Source organism: Streptomyces sp. NPDC045968 (assembly GCF_056430475.1).
Map to the genome: position 1 here is coordinate 277516 of NZ_JBWKLF010000005.1, position 19719 is coordinate 297234.

At 69.7% G+C, this 19719-nt stretch carries 20 protein-coding genes; 14 read left to right on the forward strand and 6 right to left on the reverse strand.

Features of this window, described 5'->3' with window-relative positions; genetic code table 11:
* Positions 1-127: 127 nt before the first annotated feature.
* A complete protein-coding gene (gene katG / locus AC07FA_RS16990; RefSeq protein ID WP_479076273.1) occupies positions 128-2359 on the reverse strand; it encodes a catalase/peroxidase HPI in 2232 nt (743 codons plus the stop codon).
* A gap of 226 nt (positions 2360-2585) precedes the next feature.
* On the opposite strand from katG, the gene AC07FA_RS16995 reads away from it, so the two are divergent.
* From AC07FA_RS16995 to AC07FA_RS17045, 11 genes are all read left to right on the forward strand, one after another.
* Entirely contained in the window at positions 2586-3002 is a 417-nt protein-coding gene (locus AC07FA_RS16995; RefSeq protein WP_479076275.1) for a Fur family transcriptional regulator, read from the forward strand.
* Positions 3003-3183: 181 nt separating this feature from the next.
* The gene (locus AC07FA_RS17000; protein ID WP_479076276.1) at positions 3184-3483 is read left to right on the forward strand and encodes a gas vesicle protein GvpO; all 300 of its coding nucleotides are present in this window, start codon (positions 3184-3186) and stop codon (positions 3481-3483) included.
* Between the two features lie 82 nt (positions 3484-3565).
* A complete protein-coding gene (locus tag AC07FA_RS17005; RefSeq protein ID WP_479076278.1) occupies positions 3566-4003 on the forward strand; it encodes a gas vesicle structural protein GvpA in 438 nt (145 codons plus the stop codon).
* Between the two features lie 3 nt (positions 4004-4006).
* Positions 4007-4720 carry a GvpL/GvpF family gas vesicle protein gene (locus AC07FA_RS17010; protein ID WP_479076279.1) on the forward strand — a complete coding sequence of 238 codons (714 nt, stop codon included), beginning with the start codon at positions 4007-4009 and terminating at the stop codon, positions 4718-4720.
* A 24-nt stretch (positions 4721-4744) separates the two neighbouring features.
* Entirely contained in the window at positions 4745-5002 is a 258-nt protein-coding gene (locus AC07FA_RS17015; protein ID WP_479076280.1) for a gas vesicle protein GvpG, read from the forward strand.
* A gap of 43 nt (positions 5003-5045) precedes the next feature.
* Positions 5046-5615, forward strand: a complete 570-nt coding sequence (locus AC07FA_RS17020) for a hypothetical protein (protein WP_479076281.1) — start codon at positions 5046-5048, stop codon at positions 5613-5615.
* A gap of 39 nt (positions 5616-5654) precedes the next feature.
* Positions 5655-6095, forward strand: coding sequence for a gas vesicle protein (locus tag AC07FA_RS17025; protein ID WP_479076282.1), 441 nt, complete (start codon positions 5655-5657; stop codon positions 6093-6095).
* Complete coding sequence (locus AC07FA_RS17030; protein WP_479076284.1) at positions 6092-6988, forward strand: GvpL/GvpF family gas vesicle protein; 897 nt, start codon at positions 6092-6094, stop codon at positions 6986-6988. The genes AC07FA_RS17025 and AC07FA_RS17030 overlap by 4 nt, the downstream gene beginning before the upstream one ends.
* A complete protein-coding gene (locus AC07FA_RS17035; RefSeq protein ID WP_479076285.1) occupies positions 6985-7239 on the forward strand; it encodes a gas vesicle protein in 255 nt (84 codons plus the stop codon). Before AC07FA_RS17030 ends, AC07FA_RS17035 begins: the two co-directional genes overlap by 4 nt.
* A complete protein-coding gene (locus AC07FA_RS17040; RefSeq protein WP_479076286.1) occupies positions 7236-7574 on the forward strand; it encodes a gas vesicle protein K in 339 nt (112 codons plus the stop codon). The genes AC07FA_RS17035 and AC07FA_RS17040 overlap by 4 nt, the downstream gene beginning before the upstream one ends.
* Before the next feature lie 73 nt (positions 7575-7647).
* A complete protein-coding gene (locus tag AC07FA_RS17045) occupies positions 7648-8094 on the forward strand; it encodes a hypothetical protein (RefSeq protein WP_479076287.1) in 447 nt (148 codons plus the stop codon).
* A gap of 134 nt (positions 8095-8228) precedes the next feature.
* Here the strand turns inward: AC07FA_RS17045 and AC07FA_RS17050 are convergent, their stop codons facing one another.
* The gene (locus tag AC07FA_RS17050; protein WP_479076289.1) at positions 8229-9419 is read right to left on the reverse strand and encodes a serine hydrolase domain-containing protein; all 1191 of its coding nucleotides are present in this window, start codon (positions 9417-9419) and stop codon (positions 8229-8231) included.
* A 351-nt stretch (positions 9420-9770) separates the two neighbouring features.
* On the opposite strand from AC07FA_RS17050, the gene AC07FA_RS17055 reads away from it, so the two are divergent.
* Positions 9771-11126 (forward strand): MFS transporter, encoded by a 1356-nt coding sequence (locus AC07FA_RS17055; RefSeq protein ID WP_479076291.1) that lies wholly within the window; start codon positions 9771-9773, stop codon positions 11124-11126.
* 62 nt (positions 11127-11188) lie between these two features.
* Here AC07FA_RS17055 and AC07FA_RS17060 read toward each other — a convergent pair whose 3' ends face one another.
* A complete protein-coding gene (locus tag AC07FA_RS17060) occupies positions 11189-11794 on the reverse strand; it encodes a TetR/AcrR family transcriptional regulator (RefSeq protein WP_479076293.1) in 606 nt (201 codons plus the stop codon).
* A gap of 143 nt (positions 11795-11937) precedes the next feature.
* Here AC07FA_RS17060 and AC07FA_RS17065 point away from each other — a divergent pair, with 143 nt between their 5' ends.
* Both AC07FA_RS17065 and AC07FA_RS17070 read left to right on the forward strand, forming a co-directional pair.
* Positions 11938-13503: an AMP-binding protein gene (locus AC07FA_RS17065; protein WP_479076294.1), complete on the forward strand. Its 1566-nt coding sequence runs from the start codon at positions 11938-11940 to the stop codon at positions 13501-13503.
* Between the two features lie 31 nt (positions 13504-13534).
* The gene (locus AC07FA_RS17070) at positions 13535-14731 is read left to right on the forward strand and encodes an acyl-CoA dehydrogenase family protein (RefSeq protein ID WP_479076295.1); all 1197 of its coding nucleotides are present in this window, start codon (positions 13535-13537) and stop codon (positions 14729-14731) included.
* 4 nt (positions 14732-14735) lie between these two features.
* Here AC07FA_RS17070 and AC07FA_RS17075 read toward each other — a convergent pair whose 3' ends face one another.
* The 3 genes from AC07FA_RS17075 to AC07FA_RS17085 all read right to left on the reverse strand — a co-directional run bounded on the left by AC07FA_RS17075 (position 14736) and on the right by AC07FA_RS17085 (position 19703).
* Entirely contained in the window at positions 14736-16781 is a 2046-nt protein-coding gene (locus AC07FA_RS17075; protein WP_479076297.1) for a CocE/NonD family hydrolase, read from the reverse strand.
* 30 nt (positions 16782-16811) lie between these two features.
* Positions 16812-18170, reverse strand: coding sequence for an ATP-grasp domain-containing protein (locus AC07FA_RS17080; protein WP_479076298.1), 1359 nt, complete (start codon positions 18168-18170; stop codon positions 16812-16814).
* Positions 18171-18248: 78 nt separating this feature from the next.
* Complete coding sequence (locus AC07FA_RS17085) at positions 18249-19703, reverse strand: GH1 family beta-glucosidase (protein ID WP_479076300.1); 1455 nt, start codon at positions 19701-19703, stop codon at positions 18249-18251.
* Positions 19704-19719: the final 16 nt, after the last annotated feature.

Here is a 19719-nt window from a genome sequence, read left to right on the forward strand (position 1 = left end):
CTTGGTCGACGAGAAATGGGGTGGCGCTACACCAACCCCGTCACCCATTCGTGTGGACTTCACCCCCAGTGCCGGCCGTGTCGGGGCCCCCCCCCCCCCCCCTTCCCCCCCCCCCCGGGCCCCACGGTCAGCGGAGGTCGAACCGGTCGAGGTTCATCACCTTGTCCCACGCGGCCACGAAGTCCTTCACGAACTTCTCCTTGGCGTCGTCGCTCGCGTAGACCTCCGCGACGGCCCGCAGCTCCGAGTTCGATCCGAAGACGAGGTCGGCGCGGCTGCCGGTCCACTTGACCTCGCCCGTGGCGGCGTCGCGCGCCTCGAACGTGTTCGCGTCCTCGGACGTCGCCTTCCACGTCGTACCCAGGTCGAGCAGGTTGACGAAGAAGTCGTTGGTCAGGGACCCGGGGGTCGTGGTGAGGACACCGAGCGGCGAGTCACCGTAGTTCGCGCCCAGGACACGGAGGCCACCGACGAGGACCGTCAGTTCGGGGGCGCTCAGGTCGAGCAGGTTCGCCTTGTCGACGAGGAGGTACTCGGCCGGGAGGCGGTTGCCCTTGCCGAGGTAGTTGCGGAACCCGTCGGCGGTCGGTTCGAGCGCGGCGAACGACTCCACGTCGGTCTGCTCCTGGGACGCGTCCACGCGGCCCGGCGTGAACGGGACCTCGACGTCGAAGCCGGCGTCCTTGGCGGCCTTCTCGACAGCCGCGACACCGCCGAGCACGATCAGGTCGGCGAGCGAGATCTGCTTGCCGTCGGTCCGGGCACCGTTGAAGGCTTCCTGGATTCCCTCCAGGGTGCGCAGCACCGTCGCCAGCTGGTCGGGGTTGTTGACCTCCCACCCGCTCTGCGGCTGGAGGCGGATGCGCGCACCGTTGGCGCCGCCGCGCTTGTCGCTGCCCCGGAAGGACGAGGCCGACGCCCAGGCGGTCGACACCAGCTGCGACACCGACAGGTCCGAGGCGAGGATCTGGCCCTTGAGGGAGGCGATGTCCTCGGCGCCGACGAGCTCGTGCGTCACCGCGGGGAGGGGGTCCTGCCACAGCAGCGTCTCGCTCGGGACCTCCGGGCCGAGGTAGCGCACGACCGGTCCCATGTCGCGGTGGGTCAGCTTGAACCACGCCCGCGCGAACGCGTCCGCGAACGCCTCCGGGTTCTCCAGGAAGCGGCGCGAGATCTCCGCGTACGCCGGGTCGAACCGGAGCGAGAGGTCGGTCGTCAGCATCGTCGGGACGTGGCTCTTGGAGGCGTCGTGGGCGTCGGGAACGGTACCCGCTCCGCCGCCGTCCTTCGGCCGCCACTGGTGCGCGCCGGCAGGGCTCTTGTAGAGCTCCCAGTCGTAGCCGAACAGGATCTCGAAGAAGCTGTTGTCCCAGGCGGTCGGGGTGTTCGTCCAGATACCCTCGAGACCGCTGGTGATCGCGTCACCGCCCTTGCCGGTGCCGAAGGAGTTCTTCCAGCCCAGGCCCTGCTCCTCGAGCGGGGCGGCCTCGGGGTCGTCGCCGACGCTCTCCGCCGGGCCGGCGCCGTGCGTCTTGCCGAAGGTGTGACCGCCCGCGATGAGGGCGACCGTCTCCTCGTCGTTCATCGCCATCCGGCGGAACGTCTCACGGATGTCGCGGGCCGCGGCCAGCGGGTCCGGGTTACCGTTCGGGCCTTCCGGGTTGACGTAGATGAGGCCCATCTGGACCGCGCCGAGGGGGTTCTCCAGCTCACGGTCGCCCGAGTAGCGCTCGTCGCCGAGCCAGGTGGTCTCGGGGCCCCAGTACACGTCCTCGTCGGGCTCCCACACGTCGGCGCGGCCACCGGCGAAGCCGAACGTCTCGAAGCCCATCGACTCCAGGGCCACGTTGCCGGTGAGGATCATGAGGTCGGCCCACGAGATGTTCTTGCCGTACTTCTTCTTGACCGGCCACAGCAGACGGCGGGCCTTGTCCAGATTCCCGTTGTCCGGCCAGCTGTTGAGCGGCGCGAAGCGCTGCTGTCCGGCCCCGGCCCCACCGCGGCCGTCGCTGATGCGGTACGTGCCCGCGCTGTGCCACGCCATCCGGATCATGAGCGGACCGTAGTGACCGAAGTCGGCGGGCCACCAGTCCTGCGAGGTCGTCAGCACCTCCGCGATGTCCCGCTTCACGGCCGGGAGGTCGAGGGACGTGAACGCCTCGGCGTAGTCGAAGTCCTCACCCAGGGGGTTGGCCACGGCGGGGTTCTTGGCAAGGATCTTCAGGTTGAGCCGCTCCGGCCACCACTGACGGTTTCCGCCGCCCTGCGTCGGGTGCGGGGCACGCCCGTGCGCGACCGGGCAGCCGCCCTCGCCCTCCGTTTTCGCGTCGGTGACGATTGCATCGTGGTTCTCAGACATGGGAATCCTTCCGGACGGGGCGGATCACATTGCTCAGGAAGGAAGGAGAGGGGCCACGCTGTCGAGCTGGAGTCTTCCTGTCCCTTGGCTATCGCCGTAACCGATCCTACGATGGACAGAGTCCAAGTCAAGAAGCGAACCAAGCCTTTCCCCTCGGAAGCCGGCTGTGCGGATGTACGCCTGTTGACGCGGGCGTATCCCGTCGAACCCGAATAGGTGAACCGATATGAGCGGCCTGCTGGAGCGACTGCGGGGACGTGGCTGGCGGATGACCTCTCAGCGGCGTGTCGTTGCGGAGGTCCTCGACGGCGACCACGTGCATCTCACGGCCGACGAGGTGCACGCCCGTGCCGTGCGGCTGCTGCCGGAGATCTCCCGGGCGACCGTCTACAACGCACTGGGCGAGCTGGTCGCCCTCGGCGAGGTCGTCGAGTTCACCACCGACGGCCGCGCCAGGCGCTACGACCCCAACGCGCACCAGTCGCACCAGCACTTGGTGTGTTCCGGCTGCGGTCTCATCCGAGACGTCCACCCGACCGGCGATCCGCTGGCCGGCCTCCCGGCCGAGGAACGGTTCGGTTTCACGGTCTCCAAGGCCGACGTCACCTATCGCGGGCTGTGCCCGTCGTGCAACCGGGGATAAGCGGCCCGATGCGCCTGGACGGGCGCCCCTGATAGGGGCCGCGCCCGCGAAAGCGGCCAGGAGAGACGTCGATTCGGCGACAGTCACGCATACGTTCGGAACTGCCGGGCACGCGAACGTCAGCCACAGACGGCGGCCGGAGTACAACTCCGGACCGATCTCCAGGCCTACAGGCGGGAACATGAACGCGACTGACGACGAACAGGGTAAGGAATCCGGCAAGCGGATCGACATAGCCACGGCAATGCGCCGGGCTTCCGCTCAGCTCTCGGAGCTTCTGCGGTGCGAACCGGGATCCGTTTCGGCGGTGAAGGCTTCCGACGACGGCTGGTCGGCCGACGTGGAAGTCGTCGAGATGGAGAAGATTCCGGACACGATGAGCGTGATGGCCTCGTACCACGTCGCTCTCGACAGTGAGGGCCGGCTCCTCGCCTACGAACGGACGCGGCGCTACGCCCGAGGTCAGATCGACCGTCGCTGAAGTCTGTGCCGGCGTCGGCCTTCCCGCGCCGGGAAAGCCACGCGCATGCATCAACGGATGCATCACCGGAAGGAGTTTCACCATGGCACTCGTCCAGCAGAGCAGTGCGACGAACGGCGGAAGCGGTTCAGGCAATCTCTACGACGTACTGGAACTCATTCTCGACCGGGGTCTCGTGATCGACGCGTTCGTGCGCGTCTCCCTCGTCGGGATCGAAATACTCAAGATCGATGTCCGTGTGGTGGTCGCCAGTGTGGACACCTATCTGCGCTTCGCCGAGGCGTGCAACCGACTCGATCTGGAATCGGGCCGTAAGGCGCCGACCCAGCTCACCGACATCGTCGGCGACATGACCGAAAGCGGCGCCAAAGGAAAGTCGAAAGGCGCACTGACGGGGGCCGTGGAGGCTTTCACGGATTCCCTGCAGAGCAAGCGGGAGGAATCCGGGGAAGAGCCCCGGAAGCGACCCGCGCGCAAGTCCACGACCAGCCGCTCGTCCGCCCAGCGACGCGAGGAGTAACAGGTGTCGACCTACATATACGCGATCACCGCCGCCGAACACCCCCTGCGCCTTGACGGCCTCCACGGAGTGGGGGAACCCCCGGCGCCCCTGCGGACGGTCACGAGCGACGGCGTCGCCGCGGTCGTCAGCGACGCACCCGACGGCCTGCGGGCCAAGCGCCGCGACGTGACGGCCCACGAAGGCGTCCTCGAAGCGTTGATGGCGGACGGGGCGACGCTGCCGATGCGTTTCGGCCTGCTCGGCCCGGACGACGCCGGGGTGGCAGAGGCGCTGGAGCGCGAGAGCGACGCGTACCGTACGCGCCTGGCCGAACTCGACGGACACGTCGAGTACAACCTCAAGGCAGCCCGCGACGAACAGGACCTGTTGCGCGAGATCATGGCGCGGTCCGAGGAAGTCAGGAAGCTGAACGAGCGCACGCGGACGAGCCCGCAGGCCCATGACGAGCTGATCGCGCTGGGTGAACTGGTCTCCCGCAGCGTGGCCGAACGCAGTGGCGAGCAGGCCGAGGAGACCATGGGCCGGCTGCTTCCCGCCGCCGCGCGCGTCTCCCGCAGCGAACCAGGCGCGAGCCACTTCCTCAACGTGTCGTTCCTCGTCCCCGCGCGGTCCGCGGATGCCTTCGTGCGCGCCGTGCAGGAAGAGGCGGACCGGCAGGGCGATGCCTACACCTTCACCCTGACGGGGCCTCTGCCGCCGTACAGCTTCGTGTGACCCGGCGGCGAGGGAGGTACGGCCATGGGGCTCATCACCGGCATTCTGACCCTCCCGATGGCCCCGCTCCACGGCACGGCCTGGGTTCTCGACCAGGTGCTGCTCGCCGCGGAACGGGAGCACTACGACCCCGAGCCCGTACACAGGGAGCTGGCGGCGCTCGTGGACGATCTGGCGAACGGCCGCGTGGACGCGGAGGAGTTCGACCGGCGGGAGGACGCGCTGCTGGACCGTCTCGACGAGATCGAGGCGTACCGGCAGCGACTGGACAACGGTTCATGACCACACACCACGACCGATCGAGGGAGAACGAGGTGCACCGGTGATGTCGAGGAACGCCGCGACGGCCGCCGCGCTGGCCGGGGGCTATCTGCTGGGACGGACCAGGAACGCCAAGGTGGCCATCTGCGTGGGCGTGTTCTTCGTCGGCCGCAGGCTTGACCTCGACCCGCGGCGGATCGGGCAGTTGACGTCCGCCGCGCCGGAGTCCGGTTCCCTGAGCGACCAGCTGCTCAGGGAACTGGTGGAAGCCGCGAAGGCGGCCGCGACGCACGCACTCACCGAGCGCGCGGCCGCCCTCGCCGACTCCCTGGTCCGCCGTACGCGAGGTCGCGCCCTTCCGGGCGAGTACGCCGAGGAGGACCTTCCCGAGGACGAGTACGAGGGCGAGTTCGACGGCGAGTACGCCGAGGACGAGGAAGAGCCGCCCGAGGACCTCATCGAAGAGGTGGACGACGAGGAAGTGGACGACCCGTCGGGGGAAGAACCGGACGGCGAACCCGTTGACGAGGCGGACGACGAGCCCGTCGACGACGCACGGGACTCCGATGAGATGGAGGAGGAGCCGCGCGAGCCCGCCCGCCGCTCCCGGCGCCGAAGCACGTCCGGCGGCTGACCGAGCGCACGAGCAAGCACACAGAACAGGGGCGCCACCGTGTCCGATTCACTCGCAGGTCGCTTGCCGGCATCACCACGAACCACGCTGCCGCACGCCCAGCAGGGATCGTCCGCGAACCTCGCGGACATCCTGGAACGGGTGCTCGACAACGGCATCGTGATCGCCGGCGACATCAAGATCAATCTCCTCGACATCGAGCTGCTGACCATCAAGCTCCGCCTGCTGGTCGCCTCGGTCGACAAGGCGAAGGAGATGGGCATCGACTGGTGGGAGCACGATCCGTCGCTCTCCTCCAGGGCGCGCCCGTCCCAGCAGGTCGAGGGCCACGCGCCCGCTGCCGGCCGGGAGGAACTCCTGGCCGAGGAGAACGAGCGTCTGCGCGGCGAGCTCACCCGCCTGCGGTCGGCAGCCGGAGCGGACGGGGACACGCCGGACCCGGCCCCTGCCGGCGGTGAGCGGAAGGAGGACGACAGGTGAGTACGCGAGACCGCGCACGCGATGCGGTGGACACCGGTGATCCGCGACCGGAGACGGCCGCCCCGGCGGAGGCTCCTGCCGCGGCGCGCAGGGCGTACGTGTACGCCGTCGGCCGGGACGACGCGGCCCTGCGCCGTTTCGTGAACACCTTGAGCGGGGTGGACGGCCACCGCGTGCGGCTGGTCGGTGCCGACGGTCTCGTCGCACTGGTGTCGCCCGTACCGTCCGACGTCTTCGACGAGACCGCGCTGCGCGCCCAACTGGAGGACCTGACCAGGCTCGAAACGATCGCCCGCGCCCACCACGCCGTGGTCGACGCCGCGTTCGCCGAGGCGGTCGTGCTTCCTCTGCGGCTGGCGACGGTCTACCTCGACGAGAGCCGGGTGGCGGCCATGCTGGCCGAACACCACTCGCGCTTCGCGGAGTCGCTGGCGTGGCTCGACGGGCACGTGGAGCTGGGAGTGAAGGTCTACGCCGACCCGGACGCGAGGGCGGCGGCACCGGCCGCGGCCCCGCGGGAGTCGGCGGCCCCGGCCTCCGCGTCGAGCCCGGGCCGGGCCTACCTGCAGCAGCGCAGGCAGCGGAGGCGGAGCACCGAGGACCTGTACAGGGCCGCCGGTGACATCGCCGTCGATGCGACGAAGGTGGCCCGCGGATTCGCGCGCGCCGAGGTCACGCACCGCCCCCAGCAGGGCGAGCTGGCCGATCGGCCCGGGGTGAACCTCACCAACCAGGCCTACCTGGTGCCCGCAGGGGATGTGGACCGGTTCCGCGAACACGTCGGCGCTGTGGCGCGGGGCGTCCCGGGGGTGCACATCGCGGTGACCGGCCCGTGGGCTCCCTACTCCTTCGCGGCCCCGGAGACGGGCGGGGACGAGGGCACGCCGGCATGAGCACACCCTTCACGGACGACGGCTTCCACGAGCCGGACCGTGTGCCCGGGCCGCCGGTCGCTCTCATCGACCTGCTGGACCGCCTCCTGACCGGGGGAGCGGTCCTGACCGGGGACGTGGTCCTGTCCATCGCGGACGTCGACCTCGTCCACATCAATCTGCGCGCGGTCATCCGGTCGATCACCGGGGACGAGCCCGCGCCCTGGGCGAAGACGCCCGCAGAGCCCACCGCAGAGAGGTTCCCACGATGAAGGAGTCGGCCCCCGCAGGTACAGGCGCTCTCGACGAGCGGATCACGGCGAGCGGCTCTGTTGCCCGAAGGCTGGCCACGGACCCCGAGACGGTGGAACGCGACCTGATGAAACTCGTCCTCACCATCGTCGAGTTGTTGCGTCAGCTGATGGAACGCACCGCCGTTCACCGGGTCGACCAGGGCGACCTGAGTGAGGACGAGGAAGAACGCATCGGCATGACGCTGATGATCCTTCACGAACGCATGGAAGAGCTGTGCCGGAGGTACGGCCTTTCGATGGACGACCTGAATCTGGATCTGGGGCCGTTGGGGTCCCTGCTTCCCCGCGACTGACGGAACCGTCACCGGACGGGATTTGGTACGACACACGCTGTTTCACCCGAGAGGGATGGGCAAGGAGGAAACCATGACTGCTGAAAGCGGAAACGCCAGGAATTCCAGCGCCACGAACGCCAAGAAGACGACGGCCAGGACGGCGGCCAAGCGCGCGTCGACCACGGCCAAGGGGGCCGACACGAAGGCCAAGGCGGCGGCGAACGGGGCGGAACACGCGGCACGGGACGCGGAGAAGTCAGCGTCGGAGGGTGTGCGCTCCGCCGGTGAGGCCACCAAGCGGGTCGGCCGTGCGGCGGCGAACGGCCTTCAGAGCGGGCAGCACGCCGTGACGGCGAACGCGGCGAAGGCCGCCACCGTGGCCACCACCGCCTGGACGGTCGTCAAGCAGAGGAAGGCGATCGTGACCGGAGCGGCCGCGGGCGTCGCCGGTGTGGCCGGGGCCGCCTTCGCCATCGGCCGCTCGACGGCGAAGCCGCCGGTCGGACCGCTCACCCGGTTCGCGCGCGGACGGATCTGAGAAGAGGGGGGAGGGCCCGCCGCCCGCCTCCGTACGCCGATCGCCTTCCGCCCCGCCCCGCCCCCCTCGATGGGGCGGGGCGGGGCGATCGGCGTGTGGTGGGCCCCGGCTCCCCGGGCACCCCGTGGACCGGTTCAGGCAGCGGTGTTCAGGTGTGCCCCGATCTGGAGGAACGCCGGGACGAGCGGGGCCGGAGGAACCGCGGGTGACATGACCTGTGAGCCGAAGTGCACGATCACGAGGTCGAGCCGGGGCGAGACGAACAGCCGCTGGCCATGGAGCCCGCTGGCCATGAAGGAGTCGTACGGGTCGTTGAGGACCCACCAGAAGTCGTGGTACGAGAGGTTGGCGGGCGCGCCGGCCGGCGCCGAGGGAAAGCGCACACGTCGGGGCCAGCCGTCGGGAACGCCGCTGACGATGCCCGCCGCTACGGCCTGCGGCACGATCTGCCGGTCGCCGACGGCGCCGCCGCAGCGCAGCATCTCGCCCAGCCGCGCCAGGTCCCGCGCCGTGGAGCTGAATCCGCCGCACGCGGCCTCGGTGCCTTCGCCGTCGAGTATGTAGTACGCGTCTTCCTCGGCCCCCAGGTGGGACCACACGAGCTCGCTGAGCAACGCGGACGTGCTGGTTCCGGTGACGCGGCGAAGGACTTCGGCGAGTGCCTCGGCGTTGCCGTTCTCGTAGCGGAATTCGGTGCCGGGAGCACCGGTCGCGCGTGCCGTCGACAGGTGCTCGCGGATGCTGGTCGGGCCGGAGTAGCCGTAGGGACGCAGTGGGGGCGCGATGACGGCGTGGTAGCGCTGGGCTTCGATGGGCTTGTCGAAGGGGCGACCGGCGTAGCTGACCTGGGTGCCCATGTGAAGCAGATGGTTGACCTGGGCGTCGCCGAACGCGGTTCCTGACAGTTCGGGAACGTAGGTGGACGTTGTGGCGCTGCGGTCGAGCAGTCCCTGATGGTCCAGCACCGCTGCCACGAGGCCGAGGTAGGACTTGGCCGCGGAGGCGTGGAAGTGCGCCGTGTGGGGCCGCGTCCCGTGCAGGTACTTCTCGTACACGAGGGCACCGCGGTGCATCACGAGGAACGCGTCGGTCTCGGCGGCCGCGAACAGGTCCGGCAGCGTCAGTGTGCGCCCGTCGCGTGCGGAGATCCGGATGCTGTCCAGATCACTTGTCCTGGTGGGCAGTTCACGGGAAGCGGAGGTGCCCCGCCACACGCGCCGGCTGGGCGACAGCTCCCGGCCCGAGGTGGTGTAGCGGCGCACCCACGCGGGATCAGTGAAGCCGCGGGTCCAGTTCAGATCGCTCAGAGGGGCTGTCTCAGCCATGCGTGACTCCCGAATGTGTGATGGCCGGGTAGATCGTTAACGTACATGTTGTCTGAGTATTCAGCCAGAGTGCGGCCCGCCGCGCCTGTGCCGCCCGTGGCGGTTGCCTGGCCGTGCGTGCTGGGCGCGGATCGCATGGTCGGAACCATTGACCGCAAGGTTGCGCCCGGATACGTTGCCGAACGAACAGCGCGTTAATGGACGCATTGTTCAATTGTTCTGTGGCCGCTGAGGTGTGAGCGCCCGGCCCGCCCGTCAGGGGGTGTGGCCGCGCCGCGCCGTCGGGGCCCTGCTCCCGCGGCCCGCAGGACGCCCGGCCCCCTGCTCCTCTCCGAACCGCAGGAGTTCTCCATGGCCTCGCAGCCTTCCTCGTCCCTCGCTGCCGATCTCGGCGGTGATCCTCCGGAGCCGGTCTTCGACCGCCGCCGCGCCTGGCTGATCACGGCCATGATCGTCGTGTTCATGATCATCAACTTCGCGGACAAGTCCGTTCTCGGGCTTGCGGCGGTCCCGATCATGGAAGAGCTCGGCATCAGCAACAGCACGTACGGCTTGATCTCGAGTTCGTTCTCCGTCCTGTTCAGCGTGTCGGGACTGGTCGTCGGCTTCTTCTCGTCCCGTATCTCCAGCCGGGTCCTCCTGTTCACGATGTGTCTCGTCTGGGCGGTGGCCCAGCTGCCGGTGCTGGTCTTCGCGGCGGTTCCGGCGCTGATCGCGGGGCGGGTGCTGCTCGGGGCCGCCGAGGGCCCGGCGACGTCGATGTCGATGCACGCCCTCTACAAGTGGTTCCCGGCCGACCGGCGTGGCCTTCCCTCGGCCCTGCAGATCAGCGGCGCCGCGCTCGGCACCCTGATCGCGGCGCCGGTGGTCACCTGGCTGATCACGGATTTCGGGTGGCGCTCGGCGTTCGTCGCTCTGGCGGGGGCCAGTCTGGTGTGGAGCGCCGTCTGGTGGAAGGTCGGGCATGACGGCCCGTACGGCCGGACGCCCGGCGCCGGGGGAGAGGCGGTGGAGCGCCCCGGTGGCAGGCTGCCCTATCGCAAGCTGCTGCTGAACGGCACGGTGCTGGGGAGCATGGCCAGCGCGTTCGGCGCCTCATGGGCGGTGGGCCTGAGCCATGCCTGGCTGCCGCCCTATCTCAGGACGGAACTCGATATGAGCCCGGCGTCCGCGGCGACGCTCATCAGCGGGGTCTCGGCCTTCAGCCTTGTCCTGTTGCTGGCCATATCGCCGCTGGTCGACGCACTGACGAGGCGGGGCGTGTCCCTGCGCTGGTCGAGCGGGGCACCGCAGGGCATGGCCGTCGCCGTCGCCGCTGTGGCCATGGCCGCAATCCCCTTCGTGGACGCGACAGCGCCTCGCTTCGTGCTCATCGGCGTGGCCTTCGGTGCCCACGCCATCGCGTTCCCCCTGCACTACATGACGGCCGCGGTGGTCGTCCCGACTGCTCAGCGGGGAGCGCTCTTCGGCATCGTGGCCGCGACGGGGACCTTGCCGGGCCTGGTGGCGCCGTACCTCACCGGACATCTCCTCGACAACGCCGCTTCGAGGAGCGCCGGTTACACCAGCTCCTTCCTCATCGCCGCGGCGGTCATGCTGGCGGCCGGACTGGTGGCCCTGCTGTGCATTCATCCGGAACGGGACGCGCGGCGGCTCGGTATCGGCCTCGGAGGCCGGTCCCCGGCCGACGCGAAGGTGCCCGCTTAGGTGCCGGGAGCGAGGGCCGGGGGAGTGCGCTCCTGCCCTCGGCTCCGGTCGCCGTGGCGGGTTTACGGGGTAGGGACCGCCGCGCTGAATCCGCTGGCCCAGTAGCGGCCGTGCAGGGCCAGGTCGAGGAGCATGCGCACCACTTCCTCGGCCGGCATCGGCGGCGTCTCCTGCTCCGCCCACCACCGCAGGACGGCGACCTGCTCGCCGACCCAGACGCGGGCGAGGAGCTCCGAGTCGATGCGCGGCGTCACGTCGTTGCGCTCGGCGCGCGCCGTGAACTCGCCCTCCGTGGCCTCGGCGCAGGTGTCCACGAACATCTGCAGCGGCTTGCCGTCCCCCTCGCCGCGCAGCACGATCCGGTACAGATCCCGCTCGTCCCGCGCGTGCCGCAGCATCTCCAGCAGCGGCTTACCGGTGAATCCCACCGTGCTGTCCGCGATCGTCGGACGCAGCCTCTCGCCGAGCTCCTCCAGGAGGTCCGCGGTCACGCGGGCGAACAGGTCCTCCTTGTCCCGGAAGTGGGCGTAGAAGGTGGCCCGGGCGACATCGGCGCGCTCGGTGATGTCCTCCACGGTGAGGGCGGTGAAACCCCGTTCCAGTACCAGCTGGACGAGAGCCGCCCCCAGGGCCCGCCGTGTGCGTCTGATGCGTCTGTCCTCGGCCATCACGGCCCCTCCTCACGTCGGCGTCTGGTTGTCGGCGACAGTCTAGGGCTCTTGACAGCCCAGAAGATAACGAACAACCTGTTCGGAATTGATCGACATGTAGTTCTACGTGCATGCTGACCGGCCCTACCTCTGGAGTGTTGATGAACCTCGGCACCTACCTCACCCGAAGCGCCCGGTACTGGCCCGACGAAACCGCGCTCGTCTGCGGCGACCGCTCCTGGACCTACTCCCAGCTCGACGCCGGAACCAGTCGCCTGGCATCGGCGCTCCTGGCCCGGGGAGTGCGCCCGGGCGACGCGGTCGCGTCCCTGGCGTGGAACCGGGGCGAACTCGTGGAAGTGGAGTTCGCCCTGTACAAGGCCGGTCTCGTGCGCGCGCCGGTCAACGCCCGCCTCGGACGTGGCGAGATCGAGCACATTCTGAGGTACGCCCGCGTGCGCGTCCTCGTCTTCGACGCGGCGCACCGTGAGGACGCGCTCGCCGCCATCGCCGCCACGGGAACGGACTGCTTGCCCGTCCTGCTCGGCGATCACGACACGGAGGACGGCGAACTCCTCACCTACGAGGCCCTGCTCGGCGAAGGAGACGAGGCCCCGGTGGAGGTGGACGTCGACGAGGACGCGCCGTGCGTCCTGAACTTCACCTCGGGTTCGACGGGAGCCCTGAAGGCGGCGGTGCAGAGCGTCGGCAACCGGCTCGCGAACATGCGCAAGCTGCTGATGAGCGACGAGTCCCGCCCGCGTCCCGGGACCCGCTACCTGGCGTGCGGCCCGATCACGCACGCCACCGGCATGGGGCTGCTCGCCGGCGTCTTCGGCGGCTCGACCACGTATGTGCTGCCCACCTGGGACGTGGAGGCGTTCCTGGAGACGGTCGAGAAGGAACGCATCACCGCGACATTCCTCGTGCCGGCCATGGTCAACATGGTGCTCGCGCATCCCGGAGCGGCCGATCGGGACCTGTCCAGCCTGACCAGCGTGCGGGTCGGCGGCGCCCCCATCTCACCCCAACGCCTCAAGGACGCCGTGGAGTTCTTCGGCCCCGTCGTGGCGCAGGGGTACGGACTCGGCGAGACGACGAGTGTCGTCGCGGGTCTCAGCAGCGCGGAAGTCGCCCGGGCCGCCGCTTCGGACGGGGAGCTGCTGCAGTCCTGCGGCCGGGCGATGTACGACACCGAGATCCGCGTGGTCGACGAGGAGGGCCGCGTCCTGCCGCCGCGGGGGGTCGGTGAGGTCATCGTGCGGGGACCCGACTGCGTGCGCGCGTACTGGCAGGAGCCCGAACTGTCGGCGGAGACCTTCCGCGACGGCTGGGTGCACACCGGCGACCTGGCGTGGATGCGTGAGGACGGCTATCTGTTCCTCGTCGACCGCAAGAAGGACATGATCATCTCGGGTGGATTCAACATCTACTGCACCGAGGTCGAGTCCGCCCTCTACGAGCACCCCGCGGTCCAGGAGGTCTGTGTCGTCGGCATCCCCGACGACACATGGGGTGAGGCGGTCAAGGCCGTGATCGTGCCCCGCCCCGGCAGCGACGTCACCGCCGAGGAGATCGCCGGGTTCTGTGCCGGGCGACTCGACAGCTTCAAGAAGCCGCGCTCGGTGGACTTCGTCGCCGAACTGCCCCACAACCGCAACGGAAAGCTCGACCGCAAGGCCGTACGCGAGCCGTTCTGGGCCAACGCCGCCCGCCGCGTGAACTGAACAACCGAACCGGAACGAGGAACCACCCGCCATGAGCTTCTCCCTCCGCCCCGCCTACGCCGACCCCCACCTGGCCGACCTCGTCGGCAGGCTGCGCGACTACCTCGAAGGCGAACTCGCCGACTACGAGAGCGAGCGCGGCCTCACCCACGAAAGCCGCCTCACCCGTGCCGACCTCGAACCCGTCTGGCACCGCAGCCGCGAACTGGGCTTCTACGGCATTCACCTGCCCGAGGAACACGGCGGCCAGAACCTTTCCTTCACCGCACTCGCCGCACTCAAGGAGGAGATCGGCGCGAGCGGACGCGTGCTGGGCCACAGCGTCCTCGGTGACATGGGCGGCCCCCTGCGCGCCGGCGACATCCTCCAGTACGCCACCGACGAGCAACTGCGGAAGTACCTGCTGCCGCTCATCCGGGGGGAGCGTGCCTGCTGCTTCTCCCTGACCGAGACCGACGCGGGCTCCGACGTCCGCTCCATGCGCACCACCGCCGTGCGTGACGGCGAGGGATACCGGCTCACCGGACACAAGGTCTTCAGCTCCGCCGGCCCCTTCGCCGACTTCGCCATCGTCGTCGCGCGCATGGCAGGCAGCGGCGAGGCGGAGGGGGACAAGCCCTCCTTCTCCGCGTTCCTCGTCGACCTGGACAGCCCCGGCTGCCGGGTCGAGGCCGGCGCCACACCGATGTCGGGCGAGCACATCGAGAGCGACATCGTCCTGGAGGACTGCTTCGTCCCGGCAGCCAACCTCCTGGGCGAGGAGGGCAAGGGCATGCGCATCGCGCTGGGCCGGGTCACCACCAACCGGCTCCTGCACTGCCCCACGGTCATCGGCGTGACCCGCAGGGCCCTCGACCTCACCCTGGAGCGCACCCGGCACCGCAAGGTCGCGGGAGGACAGCCCCTGTTGATGCTCCAGGCCATCCAGCACAAGGTCGCCGACATGGCCACCGAGCTCTACGCCGCCCGCTCCATGACCTACGCGGCGCTCGCCGCACTCGACCAGGGAGCCGACGTCCGCACCGAGGCGTTCATGTGCAAGCTCTTCGTCGCGGAATCCGCCTTCCGCATCCTCGACGAGGCCGTGCAGATCCACGGCAAGGAAGGCCTCACCCAGGGCAACGAGATCGAGTTCCTGTTCCGGAAGATCCGCATGTTCCGCATCCTCACCGGAACCTCCGAGATCCAGCGCAACGGCATCGCCAGGGGCCTGGCCTTCCCCGCCTGAGCTCTCACAGCAGGTCCCGGGGCAGTGTCTCGTTCCAGGTACGGGAGAAGACGCGCCGCTCGCCCTCGTAACCGTCGAGGGTGGCATCCACGAAGAACTCCGTCTCACTGCACCGGAGTTCGGTGCGCGTCTCCACCCGAACGTCCCAGTCGTCCCGCCGGAACCGCATCGTCCACGCCGATTCGCCCCCGACGGACGTGAAGTCGTCGGCGGTCGCGGTGTAGCGCTCGTACGCACGACAGCCCACGTCCATCCCGATGTCGTCGATGCGCACGGTGCCCCGGTCCTTGACGATCTCCAGCGCCGACTCGTACCCGATCAGATCCCGCCTGACCTCCCAGCGCTGCTCGGGCGCGGACAGCCGGGTGGTGGAGATCGGCGGCGCCCCCTCGGGCTCACCGAAGGGCCGCTGCGGCAGCTCGTCGGGCTCGTCCACCGGGCGCACCGGCAGCGTCAGGGTGCTGGACCCCTCGTGCACGCTCAGCAGGACGGGCCGCGGCGGCGGCCAGGCGAGGGGCCAGTACGACGTCGAGAGGGACAGCCGGATGCGATGGCCGGGCGGAAAGACCTGCGCCACACCGTTCAGCTGGACGGTGGCCCGGTAGCGGCGTCCCGGCTCCAGCGCTTCGGGCTCGCCCGTCGCGTCACGGTGGGTCAGGTTGAGCAGGCCGTACGTCACACGCGTGGCCCGGCCGTCGGGCGCGACGTCGGAGAGGCGGGCGGCGACCGTGGCCACCGGTTCACTCACGGACAGGTCGAGCTCGACCGTCGGCGAACCCAGGATCTCCACCGGCTCCTCCAGCGGTCCGGTGTCGAAGACGAGCGAGCCGCCGTCCTCCTCGCGCTGGTCGTACGGCAGGTCCGGCGGGGCGTTGTACGACGCCCACTTGCCCGCGAACTGGCCCACGGACAAAGGCGACTGCACCGTCATCGGGCCGCCCGCACGATCGCCGTCGTCAGCGGACCTCACCTCGTCCGGCATGACGATGCGGTGCCGCAGCAGCGGGTGCGCGACCGCCTCGATGTGTGGCGACGGCCAGCTCGGCTCACCGACCCAGCGGCCGGGGCGCTCCTCGTACGACGTCGAGGGCGGCACGCTCTCCTGCATCCAGGTCTGGAGCATGGGGCCGTCCATCACTCCGTTGTCCGCGCCCTTGAGCCAGTGGTCCCACCACCGCACGACCTCCTGGAGATAGCCGATCGCCGGGCCGGGCTCACCGAGGTGCGGGAACTTGTGGGACCAGGGCCCCACCAGCCCCTTGCGCGGCACGTCCAGGTGTCCCAGCAGGCGCGTCACGGCATTGGAGTAGCCGTCCGCCCAGCCGCTGGACGCGAGCACCGGGCAGCGTACGGCCGTGTAGTCCTCGCAGACCGAGGCGTGCCGCCAGTAGTCGTCGCGGCGCTGGTGGCGCAGCCACTCCAGGACCCAGGGCTTGGTGTGCTCCATCCGTTCGTGCCACATCTCGCGCCACCGGTCACCGACGACGGCAGGGTCCGGGGGACACGTCGCGTAGGCGAACATCGTCCCCGCCTCCGCCAGGTTGTCCGACAGCATCGTGCCGCCCATGTAGTGCATGTCGTCGGCGTACCGGTCGTCGGTGAACGACGCGACGACCACGGCGCGCAGACTCGGCGGCTGCCGGGCAGCCGTCTGGAGCGCGGCGAAGGCGCCCCAGGAGATGCCCATCATTCCCGTGGAGCCGTCGCACCAGGGCTGCTCGGCCAGCCACGCGAGCACCTCCTCGGCATCGGCCTGTTCGAGCTCCAGGTACTCGTCGGCCAGCACACCCTCGGAGTCACCGGTGCCGCGCACGTCGACGCGCACGCAGGCGTAGCCGTGACCCGCGATGTACGGATGGTGGATCGAGTCGCGCTCGGCGGTCAGATCGCGCTTGCGGTACGGGATGTACTCCAGCACCGCGGGCACCGGCTCCTCGTCCGAGGACACCGGACGCCAGACGCGCGCGGACAGGTGTGTGCCGTCGGACATGGGGACGACGACGTGCTCTTCTTCCTTCGTCGCGTGCGGCAGATTGCTCACAAAACGCATACGGCGGAACCGCTCCTCTCCCTGAGATCCTCAGATGTTCTTCTGGTCGCGCCCGCCCGGCGTGGTCTCGTCGAAGGCCAGCCCCAGGGCCGCCACACAGCGGTCGTACTTCGCCCGCAGGTCCTTCTCACTGTCCCCGCCGGTGAAGATGTGCGCGACCTCGTAGCTGTAGCTGTCCTGCTGCGGCGTGTCCGAGAGGCGCTGCCCTTCCTCGGGCACGACGTCGACACGCACACCGGGAATCTCGCGTTCGATCCGCTCGATGTCCTCGCGCGAGGGAACGCGGTGCGCCACACCGTCGGCGAACCACCGGTGGTACCACTTGGCGGCCACCGCGTACGGGCCCGCCCGGTGCGGCAGCGAGGGGTCCTTGCCGAGGGCGAGGCTGATCATGCAGTGGTGGTTCGGGACGCCGTCGACGTACTCGAACAGCTCCGCGTGCGACTGCGAATGCCGGGGGTTGATCTCCAGCAGATTGATCGCGTCGGTCCCCGGGTCGTAGAAGTACTCGATGCTGAAGGTCGCCGAGTCCATGCCGATCTGCCGCATCACCCGGGCGGAGACGTCGTGCAGCCTGCGCTGCACCGGCTCGGGCAGGGCCGAGGGGTACTGGTGCCGCAGAAAGCTGGAGGAGTCGGGATAGTTGATCGAGTCCAGGACGCCGTAGACGGTGACCTCACCGTCGTGGACGTACCCCTCCACCGCGACCTGGATACCCGAGAGGGCCTCTTCGGCGAGACAGACCTGCCCCCCGACACCGGCCATCTCCTCGGGCAGATCGAGCCGGTCGAGGATGTACTCGAAGGGCCGGCCCACCCGGGCCACTCCCTTGCGGATCTCCTCGACCGCTTCACGGAACTCCTGCTGGTCCTTGACGCCGAAGGCGAGCTCGGACGAGTACGACAGGGCCGGCTTCAGCCACATCGGGAAGCGCACCCCCTCGGGCGGCCGGGGCTCGTCCGCCTCCATGTCGACCCGCCCGAACCGGGGGTGCTCATCGACGACCTTCTGCTGCTCCAGCCGGCTCCAGTACTTGTGCTCGCACTTGACGACGGACTCCAGCCCGGTGCTGCGTGTTCCGTAGAGCTCGCTCAGCATCGGCACCAGCGTGCTCACGGGGAAATCCCAGTAACCGACGATCGCGTCGATGCTGCCGTCGAAGCCGTCGAGCACGCCCTTGGCCTTCTCGAACAGCTCCGCCACCGACACCTCGCCGACCTGGAGCTCCTCGATCGTGAGCAGCGGGTGGAACACGTACGCATGGGCGTCGGGCACGGCGCGCAGGGTTGGCAGATTCGCCTCGTCCAGGCCGAGCACGAATATGTTCTTACGCTGCGTGGTCGTCTGACTCACATGGCTCCTTGGGTGTGTGACGTGGTGCGCCCTCATGGGGCCTGTTCTGGGCGCCTTCCTCGCCCAGCCCGTTTCACACATGTGTCCCGCAGGTGGCCGGTGATGTCCGGGGGCTCAGCCGGTCAAGGGGACCGCGCCGGTGCGGGCGACCTCGGCGTACCAGTGGGCGCTGGACTTGGGTGTACGGCGGCCGGTCGGGTAGTCCACGTACACCGCGCCGAAGCGCTTGCTGTAGCCGTAGCCCCACTCGAAATTGTCGAGCAGCGACCACAGGAAGTAGCCTCGGACGTCCACTCCGTCGGCGATCGCCCGGTGGACCGCGGCGAGGTGGCCGCGCAGATAGGCGATGCGGTCCGGGTCGTGGACCGCGCCCGACGGGTCGACGTAGTCGTCGAACGCGGCACCGTTCTCGGTGATGATCAGCGGCAGGGCGGGGAACTCGCGCTTCAGGTCGCGGAGCAGGTCGTACAGGCCGCTCGCGTCGACCGCCCATCCCATCGCCGTGGTGCTGCCCGGCGGGCGATGGAAAGCCACCTGGTCGGCACCGGGCCACGGGCTGTGCTCGCTGACGCCGTGACCGTCGGAGTGGTGGGCGCCGTCCCCCGTCGCGGCGGAGACCAGGGTCGGTGTGTAGTAGTTGACGCCGAGGAAGTCCAGCCGCTGCCGGATCTCCTCCGTGTCGCCGTCCCGGACGAACGACCAGTCCGTGAGGTGCGCGGTGTCGGCCAGTACGTCGGCCGGATAGGCGCCGTGGAGCATCGGACCGGTGAAGACCCGGTTGGCGACCCCGTCGATGCGGCGGGCCGCGTCGACGTCCTCGGGGCTGTCGGTCAGGGACCGCACCTGATGGATGTTGAGGGTGACGGACATCCGTGCAGCGGCGGGCAGGACGGCCCGCATCGCCCGCACAGCGCGGCCGTGACCGAGATTGAGGTGATGGGCCGCGCGCAGAGCCGCGACCGGATCGGTTCGCCCCGGGGCGTGCACCCCGGAGCCGTAACCGAGGAACGCGCTGCACCATGGCTCGTTGAGCGTCGTCCAGGTCTTCACGCGGTCGCCGAGCGCCTCGGCGACGATGCCCGCGTACTCCGCGAACCGCTCCGCCGTGGCGCGCTCGGGCCAGCCGCCGGCGTCCTCCAGCTCCTGCGGCAGGTCCCAGTGGTAGAGGGTCGCGACGGGCTCGATGTTCTTCTCCAGCAGACCGTCCGTCAGGCGGCGGTAGAAGTCGAGCCCCTTCTGGACCGCGGGCCCGCGCCCGGTGGGCTGTACGCGGGGCCACGAGACGGAGAACCGGTAGGCGCCCACGCCCAGATCGGACATGATCTGCACGTCCTCGGGCCAGCGGTGGTAGTGGTCCGTCGCGATGTCCCCGGTGTCTCCGTTGCGGACCTTGCCGGGTGTACGGGAGTAGGTGTCCCAGATGGACGGCGTCCGGCCGTCGACGTCGGCGGCCCCCTCGATCTGGTACGCGGCGGTCGCCGTGCCCCACAGGAAGTCCGGCGGGAAGAGGAGGGAAGGGGCGACGGGCCGGGAAGCGGCGTGGGTGGTGTGCGAGGTTGCGGTGGCCACGTGAGTCCTTACGGTG